Raw genomic sequence first — 23,457 nt, forward strand, 5'->3', positions numbered from 1 at the left:
TTTAAGGGGAAATAAAATGGAAAAATTAATGTTGTGAGGAAGAAATTCTGTTAGTGATGCAATAAGTGCAAAATTGCCTATTGAACAAATTTATGTATCTTCAGAAAGTCTTGCTCACAAAATAAAAACACAAACTAGAGCAAATGTTTCAATCAAAGATGAAAGATTTTTTAACCAAATCACAAATGAAAACCATCAAGGAATTATTGCTACTTTAAAAGATTTCCCTATATATGACCTCGACACAATAATTAAAGATATGCCTCAAAATATACTAGTTTTAGATAGAGTTCAAGATCCACATAATTTAGGAGCAATAATAAGAAGTGCTAATGCATTAGGAATTACTCACCTAATCTTAACAAAAGATAGAAGTGCTAATATCACCTCGACTGTTCTTAAGGTTTCTTCAGGTGGTTTTGTTGGTTTGAAAATTATAAAAGTTAACAACTTGGTTGCAACAATAAAAAAACTCAAAAAAAATGGTTATTGAGTATATGCTTCAGCATTGAATCAAAATGCTCAACATTTTGATTCAATAACTTACAATAAACCATCAATTTTAATTGTCGGAAATGAAGCAAATGGAATTTCACAACCTGTGTTAAATGAGTCAGATGTTCTCGTTTATATACCTCAAAAAGGTAGCGTTCAATCAATGAATGTCTCTGTTGCTAGTGCTCTATTAATGTATCAACTCACCAAGGAGTAAGATGAGTTTTTTTAAAAATATTGACCTCTATAACGATAGTTCTATTGGTCAATATGTCCTTAAATTAAGTAAGCCTAAATTGATTAAAATTATAGATTTCAAGTACAAAAATCTTATTACTCAAACAATTCGATTTCAGTTGAGTAAAACCTTCAATGTTCCCCTTGAAGTAGAAGACTTGTATAATGAATTTTTATTCGAATGTTATTCAATAACTCAAAAATTCAATAGCGAATTAAATTGCAGTTTCAAGACATATATTTTGAAGATTTCAAAATATTTTGTTCTTGGAAAGGTTAGTTATTGACTGCGTTCAAAAAGATGTTCAAAACTAACATCTGTACCTGTAGATGAAATTATTGATATCAAGGATGATTCTGCACAAAATGAACTCGATAATTTGCTCAAAAGTATTGATTTTTCAGTGTTTTTGGAAAAAAACAACAACTTAAATAATCATTCAAACAGCAAATCAATTTTTCTCAATTCATTCATCACTTCTCAACAAAAAAATAATATAGTGCTTAACCTCCAAAAAAAATTTTCACTGTTCTATCAATAAGTGATAAAATAAATTTGGTGCTAGGCACTTTTTTATTTACCGTTTAATAAGGAGCATAATATATAATTATGAAGAAAACAAAAGTTTCATTGAGCTGTTCTGAATGCTTTGCTCTAAATTACTCAACTCCTAAGAGTGCTGGCAATATGCAAAGAATTCAAATAAAAAAATTCTGTCCAAAGTGTAGATTACATACAGTTCACAAAGAGGAAAAGTAATGGTAAAGAAAGAAATAAAACAAAAAAAATACAGAGTTAGACGTTTCTTTAAAGAATTAAAACGTGTGCGATGGCCATCACAAAAAACAAACTGAATGTCTTTTGTTAAAGTTGTAATTTTTACTGTTATTTTTACGGCTATTGTTATGGGTTTTGCAACATTAATCACATTATTATGATCAAGATTAGGAATTAAATAATAGAGGTAGTTTATGGAAGAAAAAAAATTTTTATGATATATGATAAGCACTGTTTCTGGTAAAGAAGACGTTGTTGTAGAAAGTTTAAAAAACCGAATAGTTAGCGAGGAAGTTGAAGACTGTTTTAATCAAAATGCATGTAGTGAAGGTGCATTTAAAATATTCAAAAAACCTTCTTTATCTGCTAAAGAAGCTGAAAAAAAATTGAATGGCGAACCATACACAAAAAAAATGATCAATATGTACAGCGGCTACATTTTTATCAACATGCATATGTCTGATAAAGCTTGATTTGTAGTGCGAAACACTCAATATGTTACTGGTCTGATAGGTTCTTCAGGAAAAGGTGCTAAACCAACTCCAGTTACTATACGTGAAATTAAAAAATGTTTTCAGTCAGAAGAAAAACTTTTGAAAGACTTTAATGATGGTAAATTTGAAACAAAATTCTCAATAGGTGAAATTGTTGAAATAATTTCAGGACCTTTTAAAGGACAAAGTGGTAAGGTTACTGATGCTAACGACACAACAAAAATCGCAACTGTTGAAGTTGATCACTTTGGTAAAAACGTGCCTACAGAATTCGATTATGATGTTATAAAAAGTCAAGAAAAATAATAAAAAATGAATTTTTACTCATAGATTATCAGTAAAAATTCATTTTTTTTATTTTATTAGCTCACAACCTATATATGGTATTAATTTTGTTGGAACGCTTATTGAACCATCTTTATTTTGATAATTTTCAAGAATTGCAGCTATTAGTCTATCAATTGCAAGTCCTGAACCATTCATTGTGTGAGCATATTGATTTTCACCATTTTCATCTTTATATCTAATCATTGCTCTACGCGCTTGAAAGTCTCCCATATATGACACTGATGAAATCTCTCTAAACTGAATTTCTGAAGGTAATCACACCTCCAAATCAATTGTTTTTCTAGATGAAAAACCAGTATCACCTGTGCATAAAAGCACTTCACGATAAGGAAGTTCTAATAATTCTAGAACTTTTTTTGCTTGATCAAGCATTTGTTCAAATTCGCTAATTGCATCTTTTTGACTTGTTATTTTAACAAGTTCAACTTTTTTAAATTGGTGCAATCTTATAATTCCTTTAGTGTCTTTACCACCACTGCCCGCTTCAGATCTAAAACATTCAGTAAAACCAGTAAATCTTTTTGGTTTAGAAAGGTCAATAATCTCATTATTGTATAGGTTGGTAAGAGTAACTTCGGCAGTTGGAATCAAGTATCAATCTGAACCATCAACACTAAATAAATCTTCTTTAAATTTAGGAAGTTGGCCAGTACCAAACAAGATATTAGGTTTTGCAATTACTGGTGTAGAAACTTCTAAATAATCGTTTTGTGTATGTAAGTCAAGCAAGAAATTCTGAATAGCTCTTGCAAGTTTTGCACCTAAACCTTTATAAATCACGAATCTTGAACCAGATAATTTAACACCTCTCTCAATATCAATAATATCAAGATTTTTGGCCACTTCATAGTGTGGCAATGTTCTCGCTACAAGACCCCTACCTAATTTATCATGTGTTGCTAAAATAACATTTTGCTTGTCACTTTCACCAGTAGGAACTTCATCAAGAGTAATATTTGGAATAGTGGCCAATAATTCATCACATTGTTGTTCAATTTCTCTTGATTTTTGTTCAAAATTCAATTGCTCTTTTTTGATTAAAGCAGCTTGCACTTTAAGTTCATCTAATTTATTTTTGTTGTTTTTGAACTCAGCAAAACTTTTGCTAAATTTAGCTAATTCGGCTTTTTTTGATTGAGCATCATGCATAAATTTGCCTCTTTTTGCTAATAACTCAACCAAATTATCATAAATCGAAATGTCAAAGTTTCTTTTCATTAAACTGCTGCGAACTTTGTCTTTATTTTCTTGAATATATTTAATGTTTAACATTTTTGCTCCTAGTAATATTAAATTATAGCATTTTGAATTTAGAAGCCATTCTCAAATAATGCAGTCGTTGTGGAACCTTTATCATCAAATCCATTTGGATAAATAACTCTTAAATTTTCTCTAAATGATGCTTTTTGAGCGGGGTAAAGATTTTTGTCTGAACCATCAATAAGGTTGTATGCCTTAATTTTTTTATCACCTTTTCCATAATCCTGCGACAACAAAAATGGAGTAAAGCCTGCTTGCTTACTTAAATCATAAAGATTTACCGAACTTGCAACTGAACTATAAATACCAATCATTTGACCAAAATCATTGTAAACTAGCGAGCCAGAAGCTCCATAATAAAGTGATGAAAATCACACAGTTTCATTAAAGCCATATCTATCTAATAGAACTTTTCCATGCACTGAAGTGTATGGATAAAAGTTGTTTGTTGTTACTTTTTCTTCATAATTGTATGAAGCAACAGCGAATGCTTCTTTATTTTCTGGTGATCTGTATGCTCATTGAATAGAACTATTTCTTTCAATTGGATTATTCAATGACCAAGCAGAATAACCGTTATCAATTCCAACATAACCTGCGATATAAGCTTCTTTTGAATTCCATAAGTTGTTTTGTGTCGGGTTTTTTATCTCGTTGTGAGATGTGATGTAATCTTTTGTAAGCATATATTTTGAAACACTTTTATCTTGATTAGGTAATACATTTGTGTTACTCAATCTTGTCAAATAAGCATCTAGGCCGCTTATTGAATCTTTAAATCATTGAGCATATTCACTAGCCATCTTACTCATGTCTATTTCGACCTCAAATACTGCAAAATCAGTATAAAACGGAAATTTTTGCTGATTTTTTAATGCATTATTTGCTATTCAATATTCAGAATCTTTATCATCTTCATCTTTATCTTCTATTGATTTAATTTTCTCTTTCAGTTTCTCTTTTGCTTCTTTTTGAAATTGGTTTACATATTCATCTTTAATAAAATCATAGCCTGCAAATATTAATTTTGGAGCACTTATACCATCTGAAAATTTTGTGTGTTCAGCAGAAAAATCGGTTTTTCCATAATCAGTAAACCGGTTATCTGAAGCCAACCATTTTGTTCGATACTTTTCTTGGTTTCCATATATAAATTTGTTGTTTTTTGCTTCAAAATCAGTAATTTTTTGACTACTTTTACCTAACGATATTGCTATTGCTTTGTTTCCTCTTGGATCTTCATAATTCAATTTTTTGTTAAGTTCTTCACTTAAAGTGTTGGATAAATCTCCGGCAACATGAAGATTGGTTGCTAAAAACAATTTGTATTTATTGTCATTAATTTTATGATAGTCGAGAAGTCATGCTGTTCCATTATTTGTTGATCTGAAATCATTAGAACTATTATTATTTAATTTTACCCCGAATTTAACTGCAAATGTTCTATCGTATATTTCTTTATAAGCATTAACTCTATTGATTTTAGTAAATTTGTCAACAAAACTTGGATATGTGTGGTTTTCTTTATTAATCTTGTTGAAGTTAGGAAAGTTTGGTGGAATTATTGGAAAATCAGGAAATTGTTGTGGTTTATTTTCTTTTTCTTTTTTTATCTCCGGCTTTTTAGTTTCGCTGTTTTGGATTTTTTGTTTCATTTCTTTTTTGAAAACAAATGAGAAGTTTGTTGAGTTATTAACTGCTTTATTTTCAAGACATTTATCTAGAAATAAATCAAATACATACTCCTTGTTATATTCAATTTCAGGAGAAAGAAATTCAAAAATATGTGTGTGTCCATTATCAATAATTTTTGACGTTTGAACACGTTTATCAGTATCATACGTCAAAAATAAAGGTGAATTTTGAGCGAATTCTAAATGAATACTTAAAACGTTTTTTTCTTTTTCAGTAAGTGGTTCTAAAGACAAAATCGAGTTAGTTTTTTCTTTTTCAATAGGAGTTGTATCATGTGAACTATTATCCAGTTTTTCTTGAGTATTTGTGTTTAATTTCTCAAATTTAAATAAAAAGTTACTCGAGTTATTAACTGCACTTACTTCTGTTTTATTGTCTAAAAAAAGATCGAACGAATAAGACTTATTATACGTAAATTGTGATGGATTAAATTGGAAAATGTGTGTGTAACCATCATCTTCAATTTTTGACGTTTGAACACGTTTATGAGTATCATACGTCAAAATTAGATTAGATTTAATTGATTTTAAGAAGTGGATTTTTAATAGACCTTTTTCATCATTTATTGATGCATTTACAGAAGTTATTTTGTTCACATTTTTCATTGGTTGTCTGCATGATAGTACACTTAAAGGTAGCAAAAATTGACTCAATAATGCAGCCATTTTAAAAATATTTTTCTTCATTCAGCCTCCCTGAAACGCGCAAACTATTTTATAATTTTATCTTTGATTTTTAAGCTTTTATTATATAATAAAGCATATTTTGCATATTAATATTTATATGTATTAAATTTTAGGAGGTATTCATGAGTTTAAGAACTTACCAACCAAATAAAAGAAAACATGTTAAAGTACATGGTTTTCGAGCAAGAATGGCTACTGCTAACGGTAGAAAAGTGTTAGCAGCTAGAAGAGCTAAAGGTAGAGCAAGACTAACTGTATCTGACGCAAACTAGTTTTGTGTAGAGTTTAAAAATGAAAAAACAATACAGATTACAAAAAAGTTGAGAATTTGACAACGTTATCAAAGGTAAAAAACAATTAATAAATAAATATTTAATAATTTACTATCTACCTGCAGAGGATTTTAGAGTCGGAATTACAATTCCAAAGAAATTCGCTAATGCAGTAATGAGAAATTATTACAAACGTCAATTAAAATCAATAATTCACACATTGAATATATATGATTTGAAATTTCACTTCGTTGTTATCTTAAGAAAAGAATTTTTAAATCAAACATACAAAACAAAACTAGACACAACCGAAGGATTATTCAAGAAAATTAAAAATGGAAAGTAGATCAAGTAATTTTGATTATTTCAAGCCATCTCAAGGTTCAAAAAAGCAAAAAAACAAAAAGGAAGCTTGAAAGAAGGCTTGATTAGTAATTAAAATAATTTTATACGTGCTGTTGTTTGCATTTACTCTTACAGGGTGTGTTCAATCAATAGCAGTAAAAAGTTCTAGTTTTAGTGGTGCAGGTACTGAATTCTACAGTTCTCAGGAAAAAATATCTCCTGTTGTTGCAACATTTAAACAAGGAACAAAGAAAAAAGACGATAAATATCTTAAAGATAATCAATACTACAAAGTTGAACATATTCCTGAAGCAAACTTCCATCTTTCGTACAAAAAATACAAAAGCACTCTTGAAGATTTAAGAAATCAAGCTAAAAATGTAGGTGCTGAGTATGGTCAAAGAGGTAGTTTTACTTCATCAGTTCAATATATTAAAAACAATGGTGATTTTGTCAACGGTCAGCCTATTTTCAAAGGTGAAACTGGTCAATATTTATTTACACTTGACAAAGCAAAAGAATACAAATCAGTATTTAATAACTGAACTCAAGATATTAAATTTATTGACCCGCAATTTGATATCAAAAAACTTTATGACGAAAAAACAAAAGATAAAGATGGAAATTACACCTTAGATCCTAAACAACTAAAAATTACATTTCCAGATAAAGAAAATGTTGTTCTAAAAAAAGCGTCATTATTTAGTCTTTACAGTACTCGCAGTGGTTATGCTAACAGAAATAACGCAATATATGCGCGTGACATATTTGAATTGCTTTATAGAGAAACATTTTTAAAAGAAGATAACTACTACAAACAATATCTTAAAGATCATAATAAAGCAAGTTATGAAGAAGTACTTAATGAGATTGTTGAAGGTAAAAAAACTAAAATTACTGATGAAGAAAGAAACTTCTTAATAAATTACCAAGACACAATCAATAACTATTTATCAATAACTAACCTAAACACAACAACATCTAAAGCTCCACAATTAGACGAAAATGGAATACAGACATTTGATAAAAATGGTAATATTCAGCTTACTAATTTAGATCAAGAAAATTCAATATACGGTGGTCCTTCAACTTCTGTTGGTTCGCAAATTGCTTTTGCTGCTACAGAACCACAAATTCCATTCCCATCATTTGAATCTACATTAGGTTATGGACCATTCTTCTCATTTGCTGTTTGACCTCTTTCTGCGTTTGTTATTGCTACTAGAGCACCTTTAGGTGACGCAGGTGGTTGAAGTACAATTCTTGTTATTTTCTTAGCAGTAATTATTGTTCGTGCAATAGGTCTTGCAATCACTTGAAAAGCAACAATGTCACAAACAATCCAAGAAGAATTAAGGGCTAAAAAAGCGAAAATTGACGCAAAATATGCAGATGTGCCAAAAAGCAATAAAGAATTAAAAATGCGTCAACAACAAGAAATAGCAGAGCTTTATAAAAAGAATGGTGTAAGTCCTATGGATTCACTTATTTCAATAATAATTTCACTACCTATTTTTATTGCTATGTGACGTGTTATCCAGTCGGTTCCTGAATTAAAATCAACAACATGACTTGGTATTGACTTTGCTGCAGTTTCCTACAGACGTCTTTTTGCGGGAGAATGACAATACTTCTTTATTCTATTATTTGCGGGCTCAAGTCAAATCTTGACAATGATAATTCCGCGTATATTGAACAAACGTTCAACAAAACGACTGACTATTGAGCAAAAACAAGCCCTGAAAAAAAGCGATAGAATGCAATGAATAATGATGTTTGTTTTCTTATTTATTACATTTGTTTTCAGTGCTGGTGTGCAAATTTATTGAATTATTTCAAACATATGAAGTATTTCACAATCACTAGGAATTCATTACTTCAAAAAATCAAATTTTTACAAAAAAAGATATGCAAAAAAAGTTGTATCTTAATTACCTAAAAAACAGGTTTAACCTGTTTTTTTGTTCCCTATAATACACAAAAATCAATAATAATGGTAAAATTTAAGCATTAATTTTAGGAGAAAAAATGAAAATATTTAGAATAAAAGAAACAAGTCCTTACATCACTCTTCCTTTAGAAAATATCATTCTAAATGACCTTGATATGAAAGGTGACATATTAATTCTTTATCAACACGACAACGCAATAATTATTGGTAACAACCAAAACGCACACGAAGAAATTAACCGTCAATACGTTATAGATAACGATATCAAATTGGCTCGAAGAAAATCAGGTGGTGGTGCAGTATATCACGATATGGGAAACATTAATTTTAGCTTTATTACCGATTACAATAAACAAGGCGGCTATGAAAGATTTTTAGCTCCAATTATTGGCTTTTTAAGATCTCTTGGCCTTGATGCAGAATTCCATGGCCGAAATGATGTCCATGTAAATGGTGCAAAAATCAGTGGAAATGCTCAATATTTAAGCAAAAATAGAATTGTTAGTCATGGTACCTTGCTTTACAATGTTGACCTCACAAAACTTTCAAATGCTCTTAACCCTGCAAGAATTAAATATGAGTCAAAAGGTATTCAATCAGTTCGCCAAAGAGTAACAAACATTTACGACGAACTAAAAGAAAAAATGGATGTTGAAACCTTTATCACAAAATTAATCAACTACTTTGTTGAACACAATAATGGTGAATTTTTAGAAATTCCTTACGAAAAATACAAAGACAAACTCGAAGCAATGCGAAAAGAAGTCAGCTCTGAAGACTGAATTTTCAACAAAGCAGCAACATTTTCATTCCGTAGCGGCAACAAATTTAAAGGCGGCATTATCAACGTAAAAGGAAACATTGAAAAAGGAATTATTAAAGAGATTTGATTCGAAGGTGATTTCTTATCTAAAAAAGATCCACGAGAAATTGAACCTTTATTTAAAGACACACCACTTAAAGAAGAAAACATACGTAAAATCTTTGATTCAATTGATTTTGAAGAATATTTTGGAACAATTACTAAGGACGAAATTATTAAATTAATTTTAGGATAGCAATGATTAGAAAAACTGTTGAATTAAGCACAGAAACTATTAGTTTTTTGGATGATGATGATTATGAAGTATAAAACATAATAGTTCTCTTTCTTCATGGTTTTGGAGATGAAGCTCAGAGAGCTTTATCTCTTTTTAATACCAAAGATAGATTGTATTCAATTATAGCTCCCGATATGCCTGGCTGCGGAATGTCTTCAAACAACATCAAAGAACCAACAATGCAATATTATTGTGATATTGTGCAAGAATTTATCAAAAAAGTTATTGGCGATAAAGGTTTTTATATCGTTGCTCAGTCATTAGGCGCAGTCCCTGCTTTGTATAATGCAATAAAAAATGCGAACGTTAAACAAGTATTTGGAGTTGTACCAATTATGCCTCGCGACGAAAGTCCTGCTGATATTGAACAAAAAAGACGTTGAATGCTCGCTTCAACACCTGAACAATGATATGAAACTCAATTAAATTTATTTTCAGAATACGACAATGATTGAATTATCACCGAAGCAGCTAAACAAAAAATTCTTCAAACACCTAAATCATTTTTTGAATACAGAATAAAAACTTTTTCAAAATTAGCTTCTGAAATTTTTGACATGACTTTTGTCAAAAATCTTTATGAGAAGTTTTATAAAACAAACAGAAACTACATGGTTTTTTTGAGCAGAAATGATAAATTTTTCCGTTTTGACAAAGCGGAAAAATACATAAATCTATACAAAATTTCAACATACGAGTTAAATGATTCAGGACATGCAATGTTTTACAAAAACACACCTAAAATACATAATTACATAAACAATTTCATTAAAAAAACAGAGGGTTTTTATTAATAGCATCTTAAATTTATTGCTTTTAGACGGAAAAAATCCTGTTTCTGCCTGAATAGCATTTATTTTTGGAACAATTGCAGTCCTTTCAACAATATGTGTTGGAATACCACAACTCGTTTTTCTTATTAAGCACAAAAAAACTGATAAATCAGTCAAATATTATACTTTTTGAGTATTTTTTATAGGTGTTATTGGCTGGATGCTAATAGGTTCTTGAGATTCATCTCCACAAAAAATGGTAGGAGCAGCATACGCAAATATGGTTTGCTCAATAATCTTTTCTTTTACTTTGTTCTTTTCATACAAATATTCTCAAAATATTAAAAAAAGAAAAACTTCTTATTTTGTTTTGATCATAACTCTTTCAATAAGTTTGTTTGCTATTGCTTTTTCGCTTTGAGGCATTCTTGCAAACAAACATTTTCCACCTACATTAATGCGTGTTTTCCTTATAGTTTTCCCTTTCTTAACAACCACGAGTTTTTTACCTTCAGCACTGCAATCATTTGAACAAAAAAAATTCGGTGGAATGAGTAAAGGAATGCTTTTTACCTTGCTTTTTATCAATACAACGTGACTTTTATACTGAATTGCGCTAGGATTTAATAGAAATGAATTTAACGGCGACATCATCGCAACAATTATTTGACAAGGTATTTCATTCATAATGTACAGTGGTTTAGCGATTTTAGTTTTTATTGAAAAAACACACAAAAAACGTGTGCAACCTTATTAAAAACTCGTTTATGCGAGTTTTTTTATTCTACTTTTTGTTCTGGAACATAACCACATATGTGAAAAGAGCTTTAAAATTTTCACAAAATTCACGTTCTTTTTGTTGTTGAAACACAGATTTAAATAAAGTTTTTTATCATTCTTAATATATTAATAAATTTTGATTTATATAGAGAGAAAGAGAAACGAGAAATGAACAAAAAAACAATTAAAAGAGTTATTTCTGCTGGTGTTTTAAACAGCTTTTTTGCGTTTGGTTTAATTGCCCTTTCAAGCTCATGCAACGCAGGTGGTCAAAATAACCAAAAAATTGAAAAAATAGAAGACGTGGACAAAAAACAAGACAATAAAGAAAAAGAAACTCAAAACGATGATAAAAATTCAACAGACGAGCATATAAAAAATCAAGAAAAAGATAATATCATTAGTGATCAAGAAAATGTGCTTGATTTAGATTCGGAAGTAATAACAAAAGATGTTGTTACACAAAAACTTAAAGAAAAAAATATATCAAATATAGATAAAGTGACTAAAATAATTGCAAAAAATGCAAAAGAAATAGGTGACGAAGCATTTTTTGAAGCAACTGCTTTAACATCAATAGATTTACCAAAGGTAGAAAAAATAGGTAAATCTGCTTTTTATCGCGCTGTATCATTGACTAAAATAAGTTTACCTGTTGTTAAAGAGATTGGAACATCATCTTTTTCGTTGGCTAGTGCATTAATTGAATTTAATGCCCCTAAATTAGAAAAAATAGGTAGATACGCATTTAGCAATGTATCAAAACTAGAATCTATTGATTTGCCTAACGTGAAAGAAATTGGTCAAGGTGCATTTTTTAATGCTAAATCATTAAAGAAAGTTAACTTACCTGAGTTAAGAAAAGTTGAACCAAAAGCATTTGATTCATCAGGTTTATCACAAGACGAGATAAATAGCATAATTGATAAAGCAAAAGAAAACAATAATCAAGAAAATGTGCTTGATTTAGATTCAGAAGTAATAACAAAATCAATTGTGGAAGCAAAACTTAAAGAAAAAAATATATCAGGCATAGACAAGGTGACCAAAATAATTGCAAAAAACGCAAGAGAAATAAAAGACTTTTCGTTTTATGGTGCAAAATCATTAACATCTGTTGATTTACCTAATGTTGAAAAAATAGGCACTTCTGTGTTTGTGAATGCAATGGCTTTAACTTCAATTGATTTGCCTAATTGTAAAGAAATAAGTGGAGGCGCTTTCATTTCAGCAGTATCTCTAAAAGAAATAAATGTTCCAAAATTAGAAATACTTGAAAGTTATACATTCAATAATATTTGAGAATTGACCTCAATTAATTTACCTAGTGTAAAAATAATCAAAGGATATGCTTTTTTGAATTCATATAATTTAAAAGAAGTTATAGCCCCAAAAGTAGAAAAAATAGGACGCAAAGCTTTTGAAGGGACTGATTTAAGTGAGGACAGCATTAACAAATTAAATGAAATTGCTGTGGCTAATTCAACAAAAAAACAAAAATAAATCAATAGAAACACACAAAAAATAACCTTATTCACAAGTTGAGATAAGGTTATTTTAATTTTTTACTATATAAACGCTGTTATTAATTCAAACTACATCACCAACATAAACTTTTGTATTACGTCCCTGTGGCGTTGAGTTGTTTATTTTTATTTCGTTTTCACTCAAAAAATATTTAGCTTGACCCCCTGTTTGAATAAGTCCTATTATTTTCAAAAGTTTGCCAATTTCTATATATTTTTCTTTAATTATTATGGTATTTTTCATATTATCTTCTTAAAGGTGAAATAAGTTGTTTACAAGCTTTATTTGATGAAGAAATTAATAAAACCTTTTTTACATTTTGGTCAATTAATATTGAAATATCGTCATCAAAAACGCTAATTGCATCCTTTATAAAATTGTAATTTAAAGCCATTTCAAGATGTTTTCCTTGAAATTTAAAATTTGATGTTTTGTCAGCAAAATTACCAATTTCTATAACATTATTAACAATCTTAAATTCTTTATCATTAATATAAAGTTCAATTCTGTTTTGTTTATCCCCATTTGACATTCAAATTTTATTAAGCATATTATTTAATTCAGTTTTTGAAATAGCTATTGTATAAGCCACGTCCATATTTTTGAAAATAGATTCAGTATCAACAAAAGGTATTGAAACAATTCTTGAAATAATTACTGTATTTTCGTATTTAACACCAACTTTTATATCATTAAAAAAGAATGTAACTTTTTCAGGAGCATCAGAAGGTATTAAGTCTTTTAAATCTTTAGAATTAATTGAAAAATCAAAGTCGAATCCTACTTGTTCATCACATTTATACTGGTAAATAGCCAATCTATATGAATCTGTAGCAGTAAAGTTAATAACATCATTTTTCTTCTTCATGTTTATACATTTATAAATTAATGAGTTATCTAAACTTGAAGCATGACTTACACTTTTTATTGCTTTTTTAAATTCTGCTGTATTAAGGCTTAATTGTTTTGTGTTTAAAAGATTATCGATTGCAGGAAAATGTTTTTCAGTTAAAGTTGTGATTTGATATTTTGAATTCCCTTGCGAAATATCTAATAAATTTGTTGCTGTTTTAGTTATATTTATCATTCCTGAAAGTTTTTTTACAATACTTTTGAACACATTAGCTTGCACTAAAAATTCACCAGGTTCTTCAACTAAAACATTAACGTCGTCAACAACAATTTTTTTAACTATGCTAGTCGCGTCATTAGCAGCTTTTAACGTAATATACTCATTATCCACTGTAATATAAATACATCTAAAACTAAAAAATGTGCTTATAGGATCTGTATATTTTGAAACAATTTCTAAAGTATCATCAAAAATCTTTTTGTTTATTTTAAAATTCATAATTACTCCTTTTTAAGTATAAATAATATATCTTGTTGATATGTGTATAAATTACAAAAATAAGTTTTTGTATAGGAATAAATACACAAATATCTATTTTTTGCTCTTTTAATAATGTGTATAACTAGTGTAATTTATATAGTTCATCTGATATAACCGCAATCGCCCGATTATACGATTGATCCAGGGTTTCCTTATTAGCTTCTACCTTTTTAATTGCGTTCATTATTGTTGTGTGATCTCTGTTTCCGAACAACTGACCAATTTTTTCTAAAGGAAGTTTCATTTCTTCTCTAATTATGTATATAGCAATGTGTCGAGCAAGCACAATTTCTTTTAATCTCGAGTGTCCTGTTAATTCTTTTTTGTTTACTTTGTAATATTTTGCTACATATTCTATAACTGAATCAGGGCTAATTCTCTCTTTATTATTAGAAAGTGGACAAAGTATTTTATTTACAATTTCTTTTGTATAACAACCGTTTGCTTTTTCTGTTATGTCTCTGTTATAAAAATTTAATGTACTAATTGCACCAATCAAGCTTCTTATTGATTTTTTAAAATTACGAACTATAAAATTTTTTGCTTCGTCTTCTCAGTTATCGGGGTGCATTTTATTGATATAAATAAAATGTTCTAAAATCTTTAATAAATCGTCTTGTTTAGGTGGTTTAATTTCCACTTGTAAACCACTCGTAAGTCGGCTGATTAGTCTGCTATCAAACATATTATTTAAAGCTGAAACACCTTTATCTGAAGCAAAAACCGTAACTTTTTTATTTAAAATCCTGAAATCCAGTATTTGGTTGATAACTTGAAGTGTTGATTTTTTGTTCCCTTGTCCATAATATTGAAAATCGTCAAACATCAATAAATCAGCATTATTTAATTCAGTTAAACGTTTTTTTATTTTTTCTTGATTGTTTTCTTGAAGCAATATTGTTATGTCTGTAACAAATTCGCCCGGATTTAAATAAATAACTGTTTGGTTAGTTTTTAAAAAATCATTAGCTATCGCATTTAATAAGTGTGTTTTGCCTAGACCAGAATTTGCTGATATAAACACAGGGTTAAATGTTGCATCACCTAGTGCCAGCATTTTTGCAATTCTAATTGCGTCTTTGTTAAAATCACCTTTTACGTATTTTTCAAACGTGAAGTCTTTAATAAGATTTCCATAAATATTTTTAATAACTTTAGAAACACTTTTTTGTGCTTCTTTTTCTTTTAGTTTTGAATCATTTTGTTCATTTAAGTCTATTTTTTTAACTTTTTTTGTTGTTATTGAGTAAGTAACGTTTTCTTTTTCAAATATCTCACACAGAACTTTTCTAATTTTTTCGTCCATTGTGCTTTTAATAATGGACAAACTATTTTTTGAAAGATCTGTCTCGAATTCAACATTGTTAAAAGCATCAATTTTAACTATTTTCAATGGAAGAATGAAACTTTTAATTAATAATTTGTCTTTGAGTTCTAAAGCCATACCTTTCCAAAAAGCTTCAATAAATGGAAACATTTTGTTTTTTTCTAAATCATTTTTTTTCATTTGCCTCCATTAAATATAATAATTTATATTATATTTTTAATTATTAATAAGTGCTATACATAATTGTGTAAAAATGTGAGTTATCCACAAATTTATTCACAACGATCGAACTCATTTTTGAGTGGTTTTCGCAAATTTTGTACATTTAAAAATACTAGTTCAAAATATGTTAATAACTTAGAACAATCTTGTGAATAAAATGTTTATTAACCTTTTAAAAATGCTAAATAGAGCTTTCCATAATAAAATATAATTCTATATATGAATAATGAAAAAAGTTTGAATCAAAAAGGCCAACTTTTCCAAGGAATGTTTAAAAAAATTCTTTCAGGTGGTGAAAAAGTTGATTGAAAATATACATTAGCAATTTTTGTTGCAAGAGATGGCAAAAATTTCAGTGTATTTATGACAAATCAACCTATTAAATTGATGACAATGTATGAAATAAGTGTCAGCGACAATAAAAAGTCTAATTATAATTCTAAACAACTAGACTCGCTTAAAGTGCGCGAGCCTGACTCAAATGAAGAATTAGAGAAAATTTTAATTGCATCCAATTCAGGAATTGGTCGCCAAACACTAGCTAAAATTAAAGATAAAATAGGCAAGCAATGAGTAGAACAATTCAAGAAAGACCAATCAGCATTCAAGGAGTTATTAAGTTCTAAATCATTTGATGCTTTAGTAGCTTTTTTTCAAACATACACTAACAAAAGTTATAATTTTTTTGTTGCTTCAGGACTTTCTTCATTATATGAATCACTCTATAAGGATTTAGGTGACGTTGATGACAGTTTAATTGAAACATTGAAACAAATAAATCCTTATACATTGGTATATGAAAAAAATTACACGTTTAGTACTATTGATAATTTAGCCACACTTTTGAAATTAGAAGACACTCCGCAGCGTCTTAAAGCTTTAATTTTTTGTTCAGTTGAAGACCTGATGAATAGCGAAAACTCAACGCTTGTAAATCCAAGTTTATTAATAAATAAAATACAAAAAGACTATAAAAATTATAGTTTTGAACTTATTACCGAAACAATTCAAGAAATGATTAATACAGGTATTTTATGTTTTAATAGCAATCATCAAAGAATTACCACCAAGAAAATGCACGATAAAGAGATGTATTTGGCTGCAACTCTGCTTCGGTTAAATAAAGACAAAAAAGTTTTGAAAATTGATTTGCACTCGTCGTTATCAACGTTGCAACAACATGCGTTTAAAAACGCAGTTGAAAATGGTGTTAGTATAATTTCAGGTTTTCCAGGCACAGGTAAATCTTTTGTTATTAAAAACATTATTGAATATTTTGTAAATAATGAAGTTTTTAACAATGATGATATTGCAGTTTTGGCTCCTACAGGGCGAGCAGCAATCAATATTAAAACGAAGTGAAACATTAACGCAAGAACAATTCATAGTTATTTTAGACTTTCACCTTCTCCTCATAAAACAACAATTGACTGCACAAATCCTGCAGCAAGTCACAAATTATTAATAATTGATGAATTTTCAATGGTTAATACAGATGTTTTTTATGAAGTCATAAGTCATTCTAAAAACCTTGAAAAAATTATTTTTGTTGGCGATGTTGATCAACTTCCATGCATTGGTCCTGGCAACTTATTGGATGATTTAATTAACTCAAATAAATTTACATGCGTAAAATTAGATGAGATATTTAGAACTGACAGAAAAGAAATTCCAGACCACTTTCTAGCAGTCAAAAACAAAAAAAACTTCTCTTTTAATACAAACGATATTGTTTTTTTAGATACACCGCCAGCCGTGTATTATGATGAATTATGCAGTCAATATGCAATGAATGTTGAAGAATTTGGACTTGAAAACACTGCTGTTTTAATACCTATGCACAAAACTATTAATGGGATTAGAAACACAAATAAAATTTTGCAGCAATGACGACTTAATAATTATATGATTAAGAATTCTGAACCCGAGTCTTTCTCGTTTGGAGTTGGCGAAAATGCGCGAAAATTTTATGTTGGTGATAAAGTTGTCCAAAATGAAAATGATTATGATTTAGATGTCTACAATGGCGAAATTGGTTTTATAAAATCTTATAATCAAGCCACAAAATCAGTTGTTGTTGACTTTGGATACAAAAGCATAACTTACTCAAGAGAAATCTTTGGACAATACGTTTCGTTAGGTTATGCACTTTCAGTTCACAAGTTTCAAGGTTCAGAATCTCAATGTGTAATTTTTGTTACTTATCCTGAACATAATTTTATAATGAGTACAAAATTGATTTATACTGCTGTTTCGCGTGCAAAAGAGAAATTAGTTATTTTAGGTGATTTAAATTATTACAAAACCAAAGTAATAAAACCATCAAATGAACAAAAAGCAATAACAACATTTAGCGAATTTATCAATACGGAGGTTTAATGAAGTTAATAGTAGGCCTTGGAAACATAGGTGAGGAATATAAGTTTACAAGACACAATGCAGGGTTTTTAACAATAGATAAACTAATTGAAAAAACTGGTGTCAAATTAAATAAAGAAAAATTTAATGGTCGCTTTGGTCAAGGTGATGGGTTTATTTTGGCCAAACCATCAACATATATGAACAAATCTGGTGAATTTATTCAAGAAATAACACATTTTTTTAAAATTGAGCCTGCTGATGTTATGGTTATTTATGATGAAAAAGACTTTAATTTAGGCCAAGCTTCTATAAAAATAGGTGGTTCAGCAGCCGGGCACAATGGTGTTCAAAATGTCATGGATCATTTGCCTTCTAACGACTTTAAAAGATTAAGAATAGGTATAGGTCGCGATAAAAATTATGAGCTTAAAGACTGAGTTTTATCTCGTTTTAAACTTGAAGAGATTCCTGTTCTCGAACGCGTTATAAATGTTGCTAGTGAGGCTGCTATTTCATTTGTTTATAACGATATTAAGAAAGTTATAGAAAAATTTAATTGTGAAAACAAGAAATAATTTACTCGTCGGTGTAAGTGGTGGTCCTGATTCAATGTATTTGCTTTTTTGACTTCAACAAATTTTCCAAAATACACAAATTATAGTAGCTTCGGTAAATTACAAAACTCGTTTAGAAAGCGACAAAGAGATTGAGTTGGTTGAAAAATATTGCAAAAAACATAAAATTATTTTTGAGTCTGCTGTCTATGATGCACGTAATTCCACAAAAAATTTTGAGAATTGAGCGCGTGTGAAACGATATGAATTTTTTAACAAAATATACAAAAAATATCAGTGTTTTGCTCTCTATTTAGGTCATCATAAAGACGACTTTCTTGAAACTTGCATAATGCAAAAAAGATCAAAACGCTTGCCTATTTTTTGGGGGATTAAAGAGGTAAATTTTCTTAATGAGATGAATATAGTCCGACCTTTTTTACACCTATTTTTTAAGACACAAATACTCAAAAAAATTCATGATTTCAACATTCCATACATGAATGACTCCAGCAACGATTTTGACGTATACACACGAAATTCAATAAGATTGGAAATAAAAGATTGAAGTTTTGAGCAAAAAAACATATTGATAAATTCCTATAAAAAACTCAATGAAGAAAACAAAGTTTTGGAGTCGAAAATCAATTATGATTTTAAACTTTGAGAGCAAAGTAATTTTGATAACCGTGTCTTTAAAAAGATGAAAAATCAAGAAAAATTAATGTTTAAATATATTCACCAAAACTATTCAAACATTAAGTTAAGTAGTAGAAAACTAGATTCAATTTTACATTGGTATTTAATGCAAAAAGGAACAGGTAAATATTTAATTAAATCGAATGTTTTTATCTTTAAAGTTAAAGGTTGTCTAATTAATTAATTTTTAATTCTTTAATATAATTAAAAATAGTAATAAGAAAGGAACGCATGAAAGACAAAAAACCTCCAATGACAAATTCGAAAATAATTTCAATTATTTTCATAACTGTCTTATCAGTGATAGCTGCCGGTGTGTTGATTTATCTTTTGTATCAACGATTTGCGCCTGTTGATCAACTTATCGGGTTAGAAAAACTTAAAGAACACATCAAATTCGCAACTGAGAACAACAGTGACAATATTTATTTTAAAGACATAAATCTTGACTCATTTAATGGTCAAGTTAAGTATGTTTTACACAATAATCAAGGAGATTTTCACTATATAGCGGCTATTGGTCGAGAAAACGTAGAAAAGTATGCACTTATTGATAGTGGTTTAAGAAAATCTCTTGTTGAAGCACAAAGTGGTTCAGGACAAACTTTTCAAATTTTATCTAGTCCGCTTCCATCAAATTCAACTCCTTTTTGACAAGTTATTTTACAAACTTTACTTCCATTAATTTTGTGAATATTAATTGGTTGATTCTTCTTTAGAATGCTATTTATAGGTTCTGGTGGTCTTCCTGGAATGGTTGGTGAAAACAGAAGTCCAGCTCAAAAAATTAAAAGTGATAAAAAATTCAAAGATATTGCAGGAAACAAAGAAGCAAAAGAAGAAATTGTTGAAATTGTTGATTACCTTAAAGATCCTAAAAAATATGCTGCTGCTGGCGCAAGAATGCCTCATGGAATATTATTAGGTGGTCCTCCAGGCACAGGTAAAACGTTGTTAGCTAAAGCAACAGCGGGAGAAGCAAACGTACCTTTCTATTTCATTTCTGCATCTAATTTTGTTGAAATGTATGTAGGTTTAGGAGCTAAAAGAGTAAGAAGTGTGGTTGCTGAAGCTCGTAAAAATGCTCCCGCAATTATATTTATTGATGAACTTGATGCTATTGGACGTACAAGAGGTGCTGGTTTAGGTGGCGGTCATGATGAACGTGAGCAAACTTTAAACCAACTTCTTGTTGAAATGGATGGTATTCAAGAGAATAGTGGTATTTTATTCTTTGCTGCAACTAACAGAACTGATGTATTAGACCCTGCTTTAATTCGTCCTGGTCGTTTTGATAGACAAATCACTGTAGGCCTTCCAGATGTTAAAGAACGACAAGAAATTCTTGAGTTACATGCAAAAGGTAAAAGAATTTCTTCAAAAATCGATATGGCTAATGTAGCTAAAAGAACTCCTGGTTTTTCAGGTGCTCAACTTGAAAACGTTATTAATGAAGCTAGTTTATTGGCCGTAAGATTTAATCATAAAGTAATTACACTTGATGATATAGATGAAGCTATTGACAGAGTTATGGCTGGTCCAGCTAAGAAAAATAGAGTTATTTCTCAAAAAGAATTGACTATGGTAGCATATCATGAAGCGGGCCATGCTGTTGTTGGTTTAAAAATTGAAGGTGCAAACAAAGTTCAAAAAATAACCATTATTCCTCGTGGTCAAGCAGGTGGTTATAACCTTATGACGCCTGAAGAAGAGAAATACAATCTTTCTAAACAAGAATTAATAGCAATAATTACCTCATTTATGGGAGGTCGTGTTGCTGAAGAAATAATTTATGGTTCAGAAAACATTTCAACTGGTGCAAGCAACGATATTCAAAAAGCAACAAAAATTGCGCGTAAAATGGTGACCGAATACGGTATGTCTGATCTAGGACCTATTCAATATGAGACTGATGATTCAAATCCATTCCTTGGTCGTGATTATCTAAAATCAAGTTCATTTTCAAGTCAAGTAGGTCATGAAATTGATCTTGAAGTACGTAAAATAATGCTAGAAGCACAAGCAAGAGCTCATAAAATAATTACTGAAAATATTAAATTACTTGAGCTTATCAAAACCGCTTTATTAGAAAAAGAAACAATTGTTGCTGAAGAAATTGAATACATTAATAAACATATGCAACTACCTCCGAAAGAAGATGAAAAAGCAGAAATAGTTGATAATAAGACACTTGATGATTTATTAAATGATGTTGAACAAAACAAAGTTCAAGATGACCTAGATAATCAAAATATGTCTGAAAAAACTGAATAAGATCAAAACCTGAGTTTTCAGGTTTTGTTTTTATTCTGCTAATAAAGTTTGATTTATACTTATCTTTCCCACTTTAAGTATAAAAATTATGGTTGCGCAAATTGTTGACATAGCACTCAATAAAAATTAAAACATATGGTTGAATTACTAGCCATATTTAGAGATGAATTTTTACTTATATACACATTTTTGAGTACTTTATGACAAATAAGACATAAATAAAAACCTCTTGTCACGGCAAGAGGTTTTCTAATTAATTTAACTAATGTTGAAACACTTAATTAAACAATTACAGGGATTGCATTGTATGTTGCGAATGAAATAAGTGTTCAAATTGGTATTGTTACCAAGCAAACTAATGTAGATAATGAGTTTACTGCTGCTGTATAACCTGAGTGTTCATGTTTATATGCAGCAGAGAAAATAATTGTAACAGCGGCTGGTGGACAAGCAGCTAGAATAACAAGAAGTGTTGTTGTACCAGGTGATAGTCAACCTAATGAAGCAATTATTAGACCAAACAAGAAGATTGCTAAAGGCATAACAAATGTTTTTCTAATTGTTGTAATTCATACGTCTTTATCTTTTCCTGCTTCTTTAAGGTTTGCAGTAGCTAAAGAACCACCAATAACCAATCATGCAAGTGGTGAAACAAGTCCACTACCTACTTGAATTGGTTTAGCAATAACAGGGAATCTTGATAATAATCCACCATAATATTGGTGAGCACCAGGTGTTCCTTGTTCTACTTTTGTAAATTCAAATGGATGTTTTGCGCTAGTAACAAATCATGTATTAGCACCTGGAATAAATTGAATTAGTCACAAGATTGCTGAAACATAAAGACATAACATCATTGGAACAGTTAGTGCTTTTAGAACAGGTTTAATCTGTGTTCTGCTAATTTTTTGACCAGAGTACTGAAGTTTAAGATATGAGAAGGCACCGATCATGTAAGGTAAGTTTCACACTTGAAGAATAGCTAGTGTTGTGTTTTGGAATACTAAACCTGTTAATGATTGAATCAAAGGAACAGCAAAGAATTGAAGTGAAGCATAACTCAACATCATTTGAGCTGTTAGAATTTTTTGTGCATAACTTTTAATGTATGCTTCTTCGAAAGCGGTTTGAACAACCCCTTTGTCAGTTTTTTCGTATAGAGCTCTTGCTTTAGCAAGTAATCTTGCAGACATTAATTTTGGCACATATTTAATTATTACAAAGTTGTAAATTCCAATCAATATGTAGAATGCTGCCGATAAACCTATAACAATAGCTACTTCTTTACCCGCTCTTGTATCTGCATCTTTCATAAATGCAATTAAACACAAGAATGGTAAAGCGTAGTTCAATGTGAATGTTGATAATTTACCGTTGATTTCTTTACTGAATACACCTTTACGTGTAGCGAAAAAACCAAGAAGCACAAATACCATTGTTGCAACAACAGCAGCATAGAAACCTTGTGATGATAATAGGTTAATAGCTGTTTCAGAAAATGGAATAGTTACTTTGTCCGCTGCACCAGATGGTGTAGCAGCTAAAATCTTATCGACCATAATGCGTGTCTCCTTTCTAATATATATATTTAATACTACGATACGTAGTATCATATTTATTTTACTTATTTATTAATAAATAAATGAATTTTTAGTGTTAAAGAAACATATTTTTATAATATGTTTTTGCTATAAAAATATAATTTTTGACCAATATACACATTTTTGAGTAGTTTAGGTAAAATGACTTTTTAAATTATTAGTCTCAAAAATGTTCAATATCACTTATAAATTTGTAATAAAATATGCAATTTTTTTCTTTTGTGGAAATTTATCAGTCTATACATAAAAAACTAATTATTATATAATTATAAATATATACATTTT

Annotated in this window: 22 protein-coding genes; 16 read left to right on the top strand and 6 right to left on the bottom strand. The window is 29.3% G+C overall.

Annotation, left to right across the window (positions count from 1 at the left end):
- Positions 1 to 16: 16 nt before the first annotated feature.
- The 5 genes from rlmB to nusG all read left to right on the top strand — a co-directional run bounded on the left by rlmB (position 17) and on the right by nusG (position 2,310).
- Positions 17 to 712, top strand: a complete 696-nt coding sequence (gene rlmB / locus E1I18_RS02005; protein ID WP_141483931.1) for a 23S rRNA (guanosine(2251)-2'-O)-methyltransferase RlmB — start codon at positions 17 to 19, stop codon at positions 710 to 712.
- A 1-nt stretch (position 713) separates the two neighbouring features.
- The gene (locus E1I18_RS02010) at positions 714 to 1,274 is read left to right on the top strand and encodes a hypothetical protein (RefSeq protein ID WP_141483932.1); all 561 of its coding nucleotides are present in this window, start codon (positions 714 to 716) and stop codon (positions 1,272 to 1,274) included.
- Positions 1,275 to 1,342: 68 nt separating this feature from the next.
- Entirely contained in the window at positions 1,343 to 1,492 is a 150-nt protein-coding gene (gene rpmG / locus E1I18_RS02015) for a 50S ribosomal protein L33 (protein WP_141483933.1), read from the top strand.
- Complete coding sequence (gene secE / locus E1I18_RS02020) at positions 1,492 to 1,692, top strand: preprotein translocase subunit SecE (protein ID WP_141483934.1); 201 nt, start codon at positions 1,492 to 1,494, stop codon at positions 1,690 to 1,692. Before rpmG ends, secE begins: the two co-directional genes overlap by 1 nt.
- Positions 1,693 to 1,704: 12 nt before the next feature.
- A complete protein-coding gene (gene nusG / locus E1I18_RS02025; protein ID WP_141483935.1) occupies positions 1,705 to 2,310 on the top strand; it encodes a transcription termination/antitermination protein NusG in 606 nt (201 codons plus the stop codon).
- A gap of 48 nt (positions 2,311 to 2,358) precedes the next feature.
- Here nusG and serS read toward each other — a convergent pair whose 3' ends face one another.
- Both serS and E1I18_RS02035 read right to left on the bottom strand, forming a co-directional pair.
- Positions 2,359 to 3,624: a serine--tRNA ligase gene (serS, locus tag E1I18_RS02030; protein WP_141483936.1), complete on the bottom strand. Its 1,266-nt coding sequence runs from the start codon at positions 3,622 to 3,624 to the stop codon at positions 2,359 to 2,361.
- Positions 3,625 to 3,662: 38 nt separating this feature from the next.
- On the bottom strand, positions 3,663 to 5,993 hold the full coding sequence (locus E1I18_RS02035; RefSeq protein WP_141483937.1) for an MIP family Ig-specific serine endopeptidase: 2,331 nt from the start codon (positions 5,991 to 5,993) through the stop codon (positions 3,663 to 3,665).
- 122 nt (positions 5,994 to 6,115) lie between these two features.
- Between E1I18_RS02035 and rpmH the strand changes: the two genes are divergently transcribed.
- From rpmH to E1I18_RS02070, 7 genes are all read left to right on the top strand, one after another.
- Positions 6,116 to 6,265 (top strand): 50S ribosomal protein L34, encoded by a 150-nt coding sequence (gene rpmH / locus E1I18_RS02040; RefSeq protein WP_141483938.1) that lies wholly within the window; start codon positions 6,116 to 6,118, stop codon positions 6,263 to 6,265.
- A 19-nt stretch (positions 6,266 to 6,284) separates the two neighbouring features.
- Positions 6,285 to 6,611 carry a ribonuclease P protein component gene (gene rnpA / locus E1I18_RS02045; RefSeq protein WP_141483939.1) on the top strand — a complete coding sequence of 109 codons (327 nt, stop codon included), beginning with the start codon at positions 6,285 to 6,287 and terminating at the stop codon, positions 6,609 to 6,611.
- Complete coding sequence (yidC, locus tag E1I18_RS02050) at positions 6,601 to 8,541, top strand: membrane protein insertase YidC (protein ID WP_141483940.1); 1,941 nt, start codon at positions 6,601 to 6,603, stop codon at positions 8,539 to 8,541. The genes rnpA and yidC overlap by 11 nt, the downstream gene beginning before the upstream one ends.
- Before the next feature lie 97 nt (positions 8,542 to 8,638).
- Positions 8,639 to 9,619, top strand: coding sequence for a lipoate--protein ligase (locus E1I18_RS02055; RefSeq protein ID WP_141483941.1), 981 nt, complete (start codon positions 8,639 to 8,641; stop codon positions 9,617 to 9,619).
- Between the two features lie 80 nt (positions 9,620 to 9,699).
- A complete protein-coding gene (locus E1I18_RS02060; protein WP_268926448.1) occupies positions 9,700 to 10,455 on the top strand; it encodes an alpha/beta hydrolase in 756 nt (251 codons plus the stop codon).
- A gap of 16 nt (positions 10,456 to 10,471) precedes the next feature.
- On the top strand, positions 10,472 to 11,191 hold the full coding sequence (locus E1I18_RS02065) for a hypothetical protein (RefSeq protein WP_141483943.1): 720 nt from the start codon (positions 10,472 to 10,474) through the stop codon (positions 11,189 to 11,191).
- Between the two features lie 191 nt (positions 11,192 to 11,382).
- On the top strand, positions 11,383 to 12,717 hold the full coding sequence (locus E1I18_RS02070) for a leucine-rich repeat domain-containing protein (protein ID WP_141483944.1): 1,335 nt from the start codon (positions 11,383 to 11,385) through the stop codon (positions 12,715 to 12,717).
- 54 nt (positions 12,718 to 12,771) lie between these two features.
- Here the strand turns inward: E1I18_RS02070 and E1I18_RS02075 are convergent, their stop codons facing one another.
- The 3 genes from E1I18_RS02075 to dnaA form a co-directional block, all read right to left on the bottom strand.
- Positions 12,772 to 12,984, bottom strand: coding sequence for an RNA-binding S4 domain-containing protein (locus tag E1I18_RS02075; protein WP_141483945.1), 213 nt, complete (start codon positions 12,982 to 12,984; stop codon positions 12,772 to 12,774).
- Position 12,985: 1 nt separating this feature from the next.
- The gene (locus E1I18_RS02080; protein WP_141483946.1) at positions 12,986 to 14,092 is read right to left on the bottom strand and encodes a DNA polymerase III subunit beta; all 1,107 of its coding nucleotides are present in this window, start codon (positions 14,090 to 14,092) and stop codon (positions 12,986 to 12,988) included.
- A gap of 124 nt (positions 14,093 to 14,216) precedes the next feature.
- Complete coding sequence (gene dnaA / locus E1I18_RS02085; protein ID WP_141483947.1) at positions 14,217 to 15,641, bottom strand: chromosomal replication initiator protein DnaA; 1,425 nt, start codon at positions 15,639 to 15,641, stop codon at positions 14,217 to 14,219.
- Between the two features lie 261 nt (positions 15,642 to 15,902).
- Here dnaA and E1I18_RS02090 point away from each other — a divergent pair, with 261 nt between their 5' ends.
- From E1I18_RS02090 to ftsH, 4 genes are read left to right on the top strand one after another with little or no spacing between them, the layout of a single operon-like run.
- Positions 15,903 to 18,062: an AAA family ATPase gene (locus E1I18_RS02090; RefSeq protein WP_141483948.1), complete on the top strand. Its 2,160-nt coding sequence runs from the start codon at positions 15,903 to 15,905 to the stop codon at positions 18,060 to 18,062.
- Entirely contained in the window at positions 18,062 to 18,619 is a 558-nt protein-coding gene (gene pth, locus E1I18_RS02095) for an aminoacyl-tRNA hydrolase (protein WP_141483949.1), read from the top strand. Before E1I18_RS02090 ends, pth begins: the two co-directional genes overlap by 1 nt.
- A complete protein-coding gene (gene tilS, locus E1I18_RS02100) occupies positions 18,603 to 19,481 on the top strand; it encodes a tRNA lysidine(34) synthetase TilS (protein ID WP_141483950.1) in 879 nt (292 codons plus the stop codon). Before pth ends, tilS begins: the two co-directional genes overlap by 17 nt.
- A 47-nt stretch (positions 19,482 to 19,528) precedes the next feature.
- Positions 19,529 to 21,571: an ATP-dependent zinc metalloprotease FtsH gene (gene ftsH / locus E1I18_RS02105; RefSeq protein WP_141483951.1), complete on the top strand. Its 2,043-nt coding sequence runs from the start codon at positions 19,529 to 19,531 to the stop codon at positions 21,569 to 21,571.
- 281 nt (positions 21,572 to 21,852) lie between these two features.
- On the opposite strand, the gene E1I18_RS02110 is transcribed toward ftsH, so the two are convergent.
- Positions 21,853 to 23,130, bottom strand: coding sequence for an AEC family transporter (locus E1I18_RS02110; RefSeq protein WP_141483952.1), 1,278 nt, complete (start codon positions 23,128 to 23,130; stop codon positions 21,853 to 21,855).
- Positions 23,131 to 23,457: the final 327 nt, after the last annotated feature.

It is taken from the genome of Mycoplasmopsis mucosicanis (genome assembly GCF_006546935.1).
Taxonomy (GTDB): domain Bacteria; phylum Bacillota_I; class Bacilli_A; order Mycoplasmatales; family Metamycoplasmataceae; genus Mycoplasmopsis; species Mycoplasmopsis mucosicanis.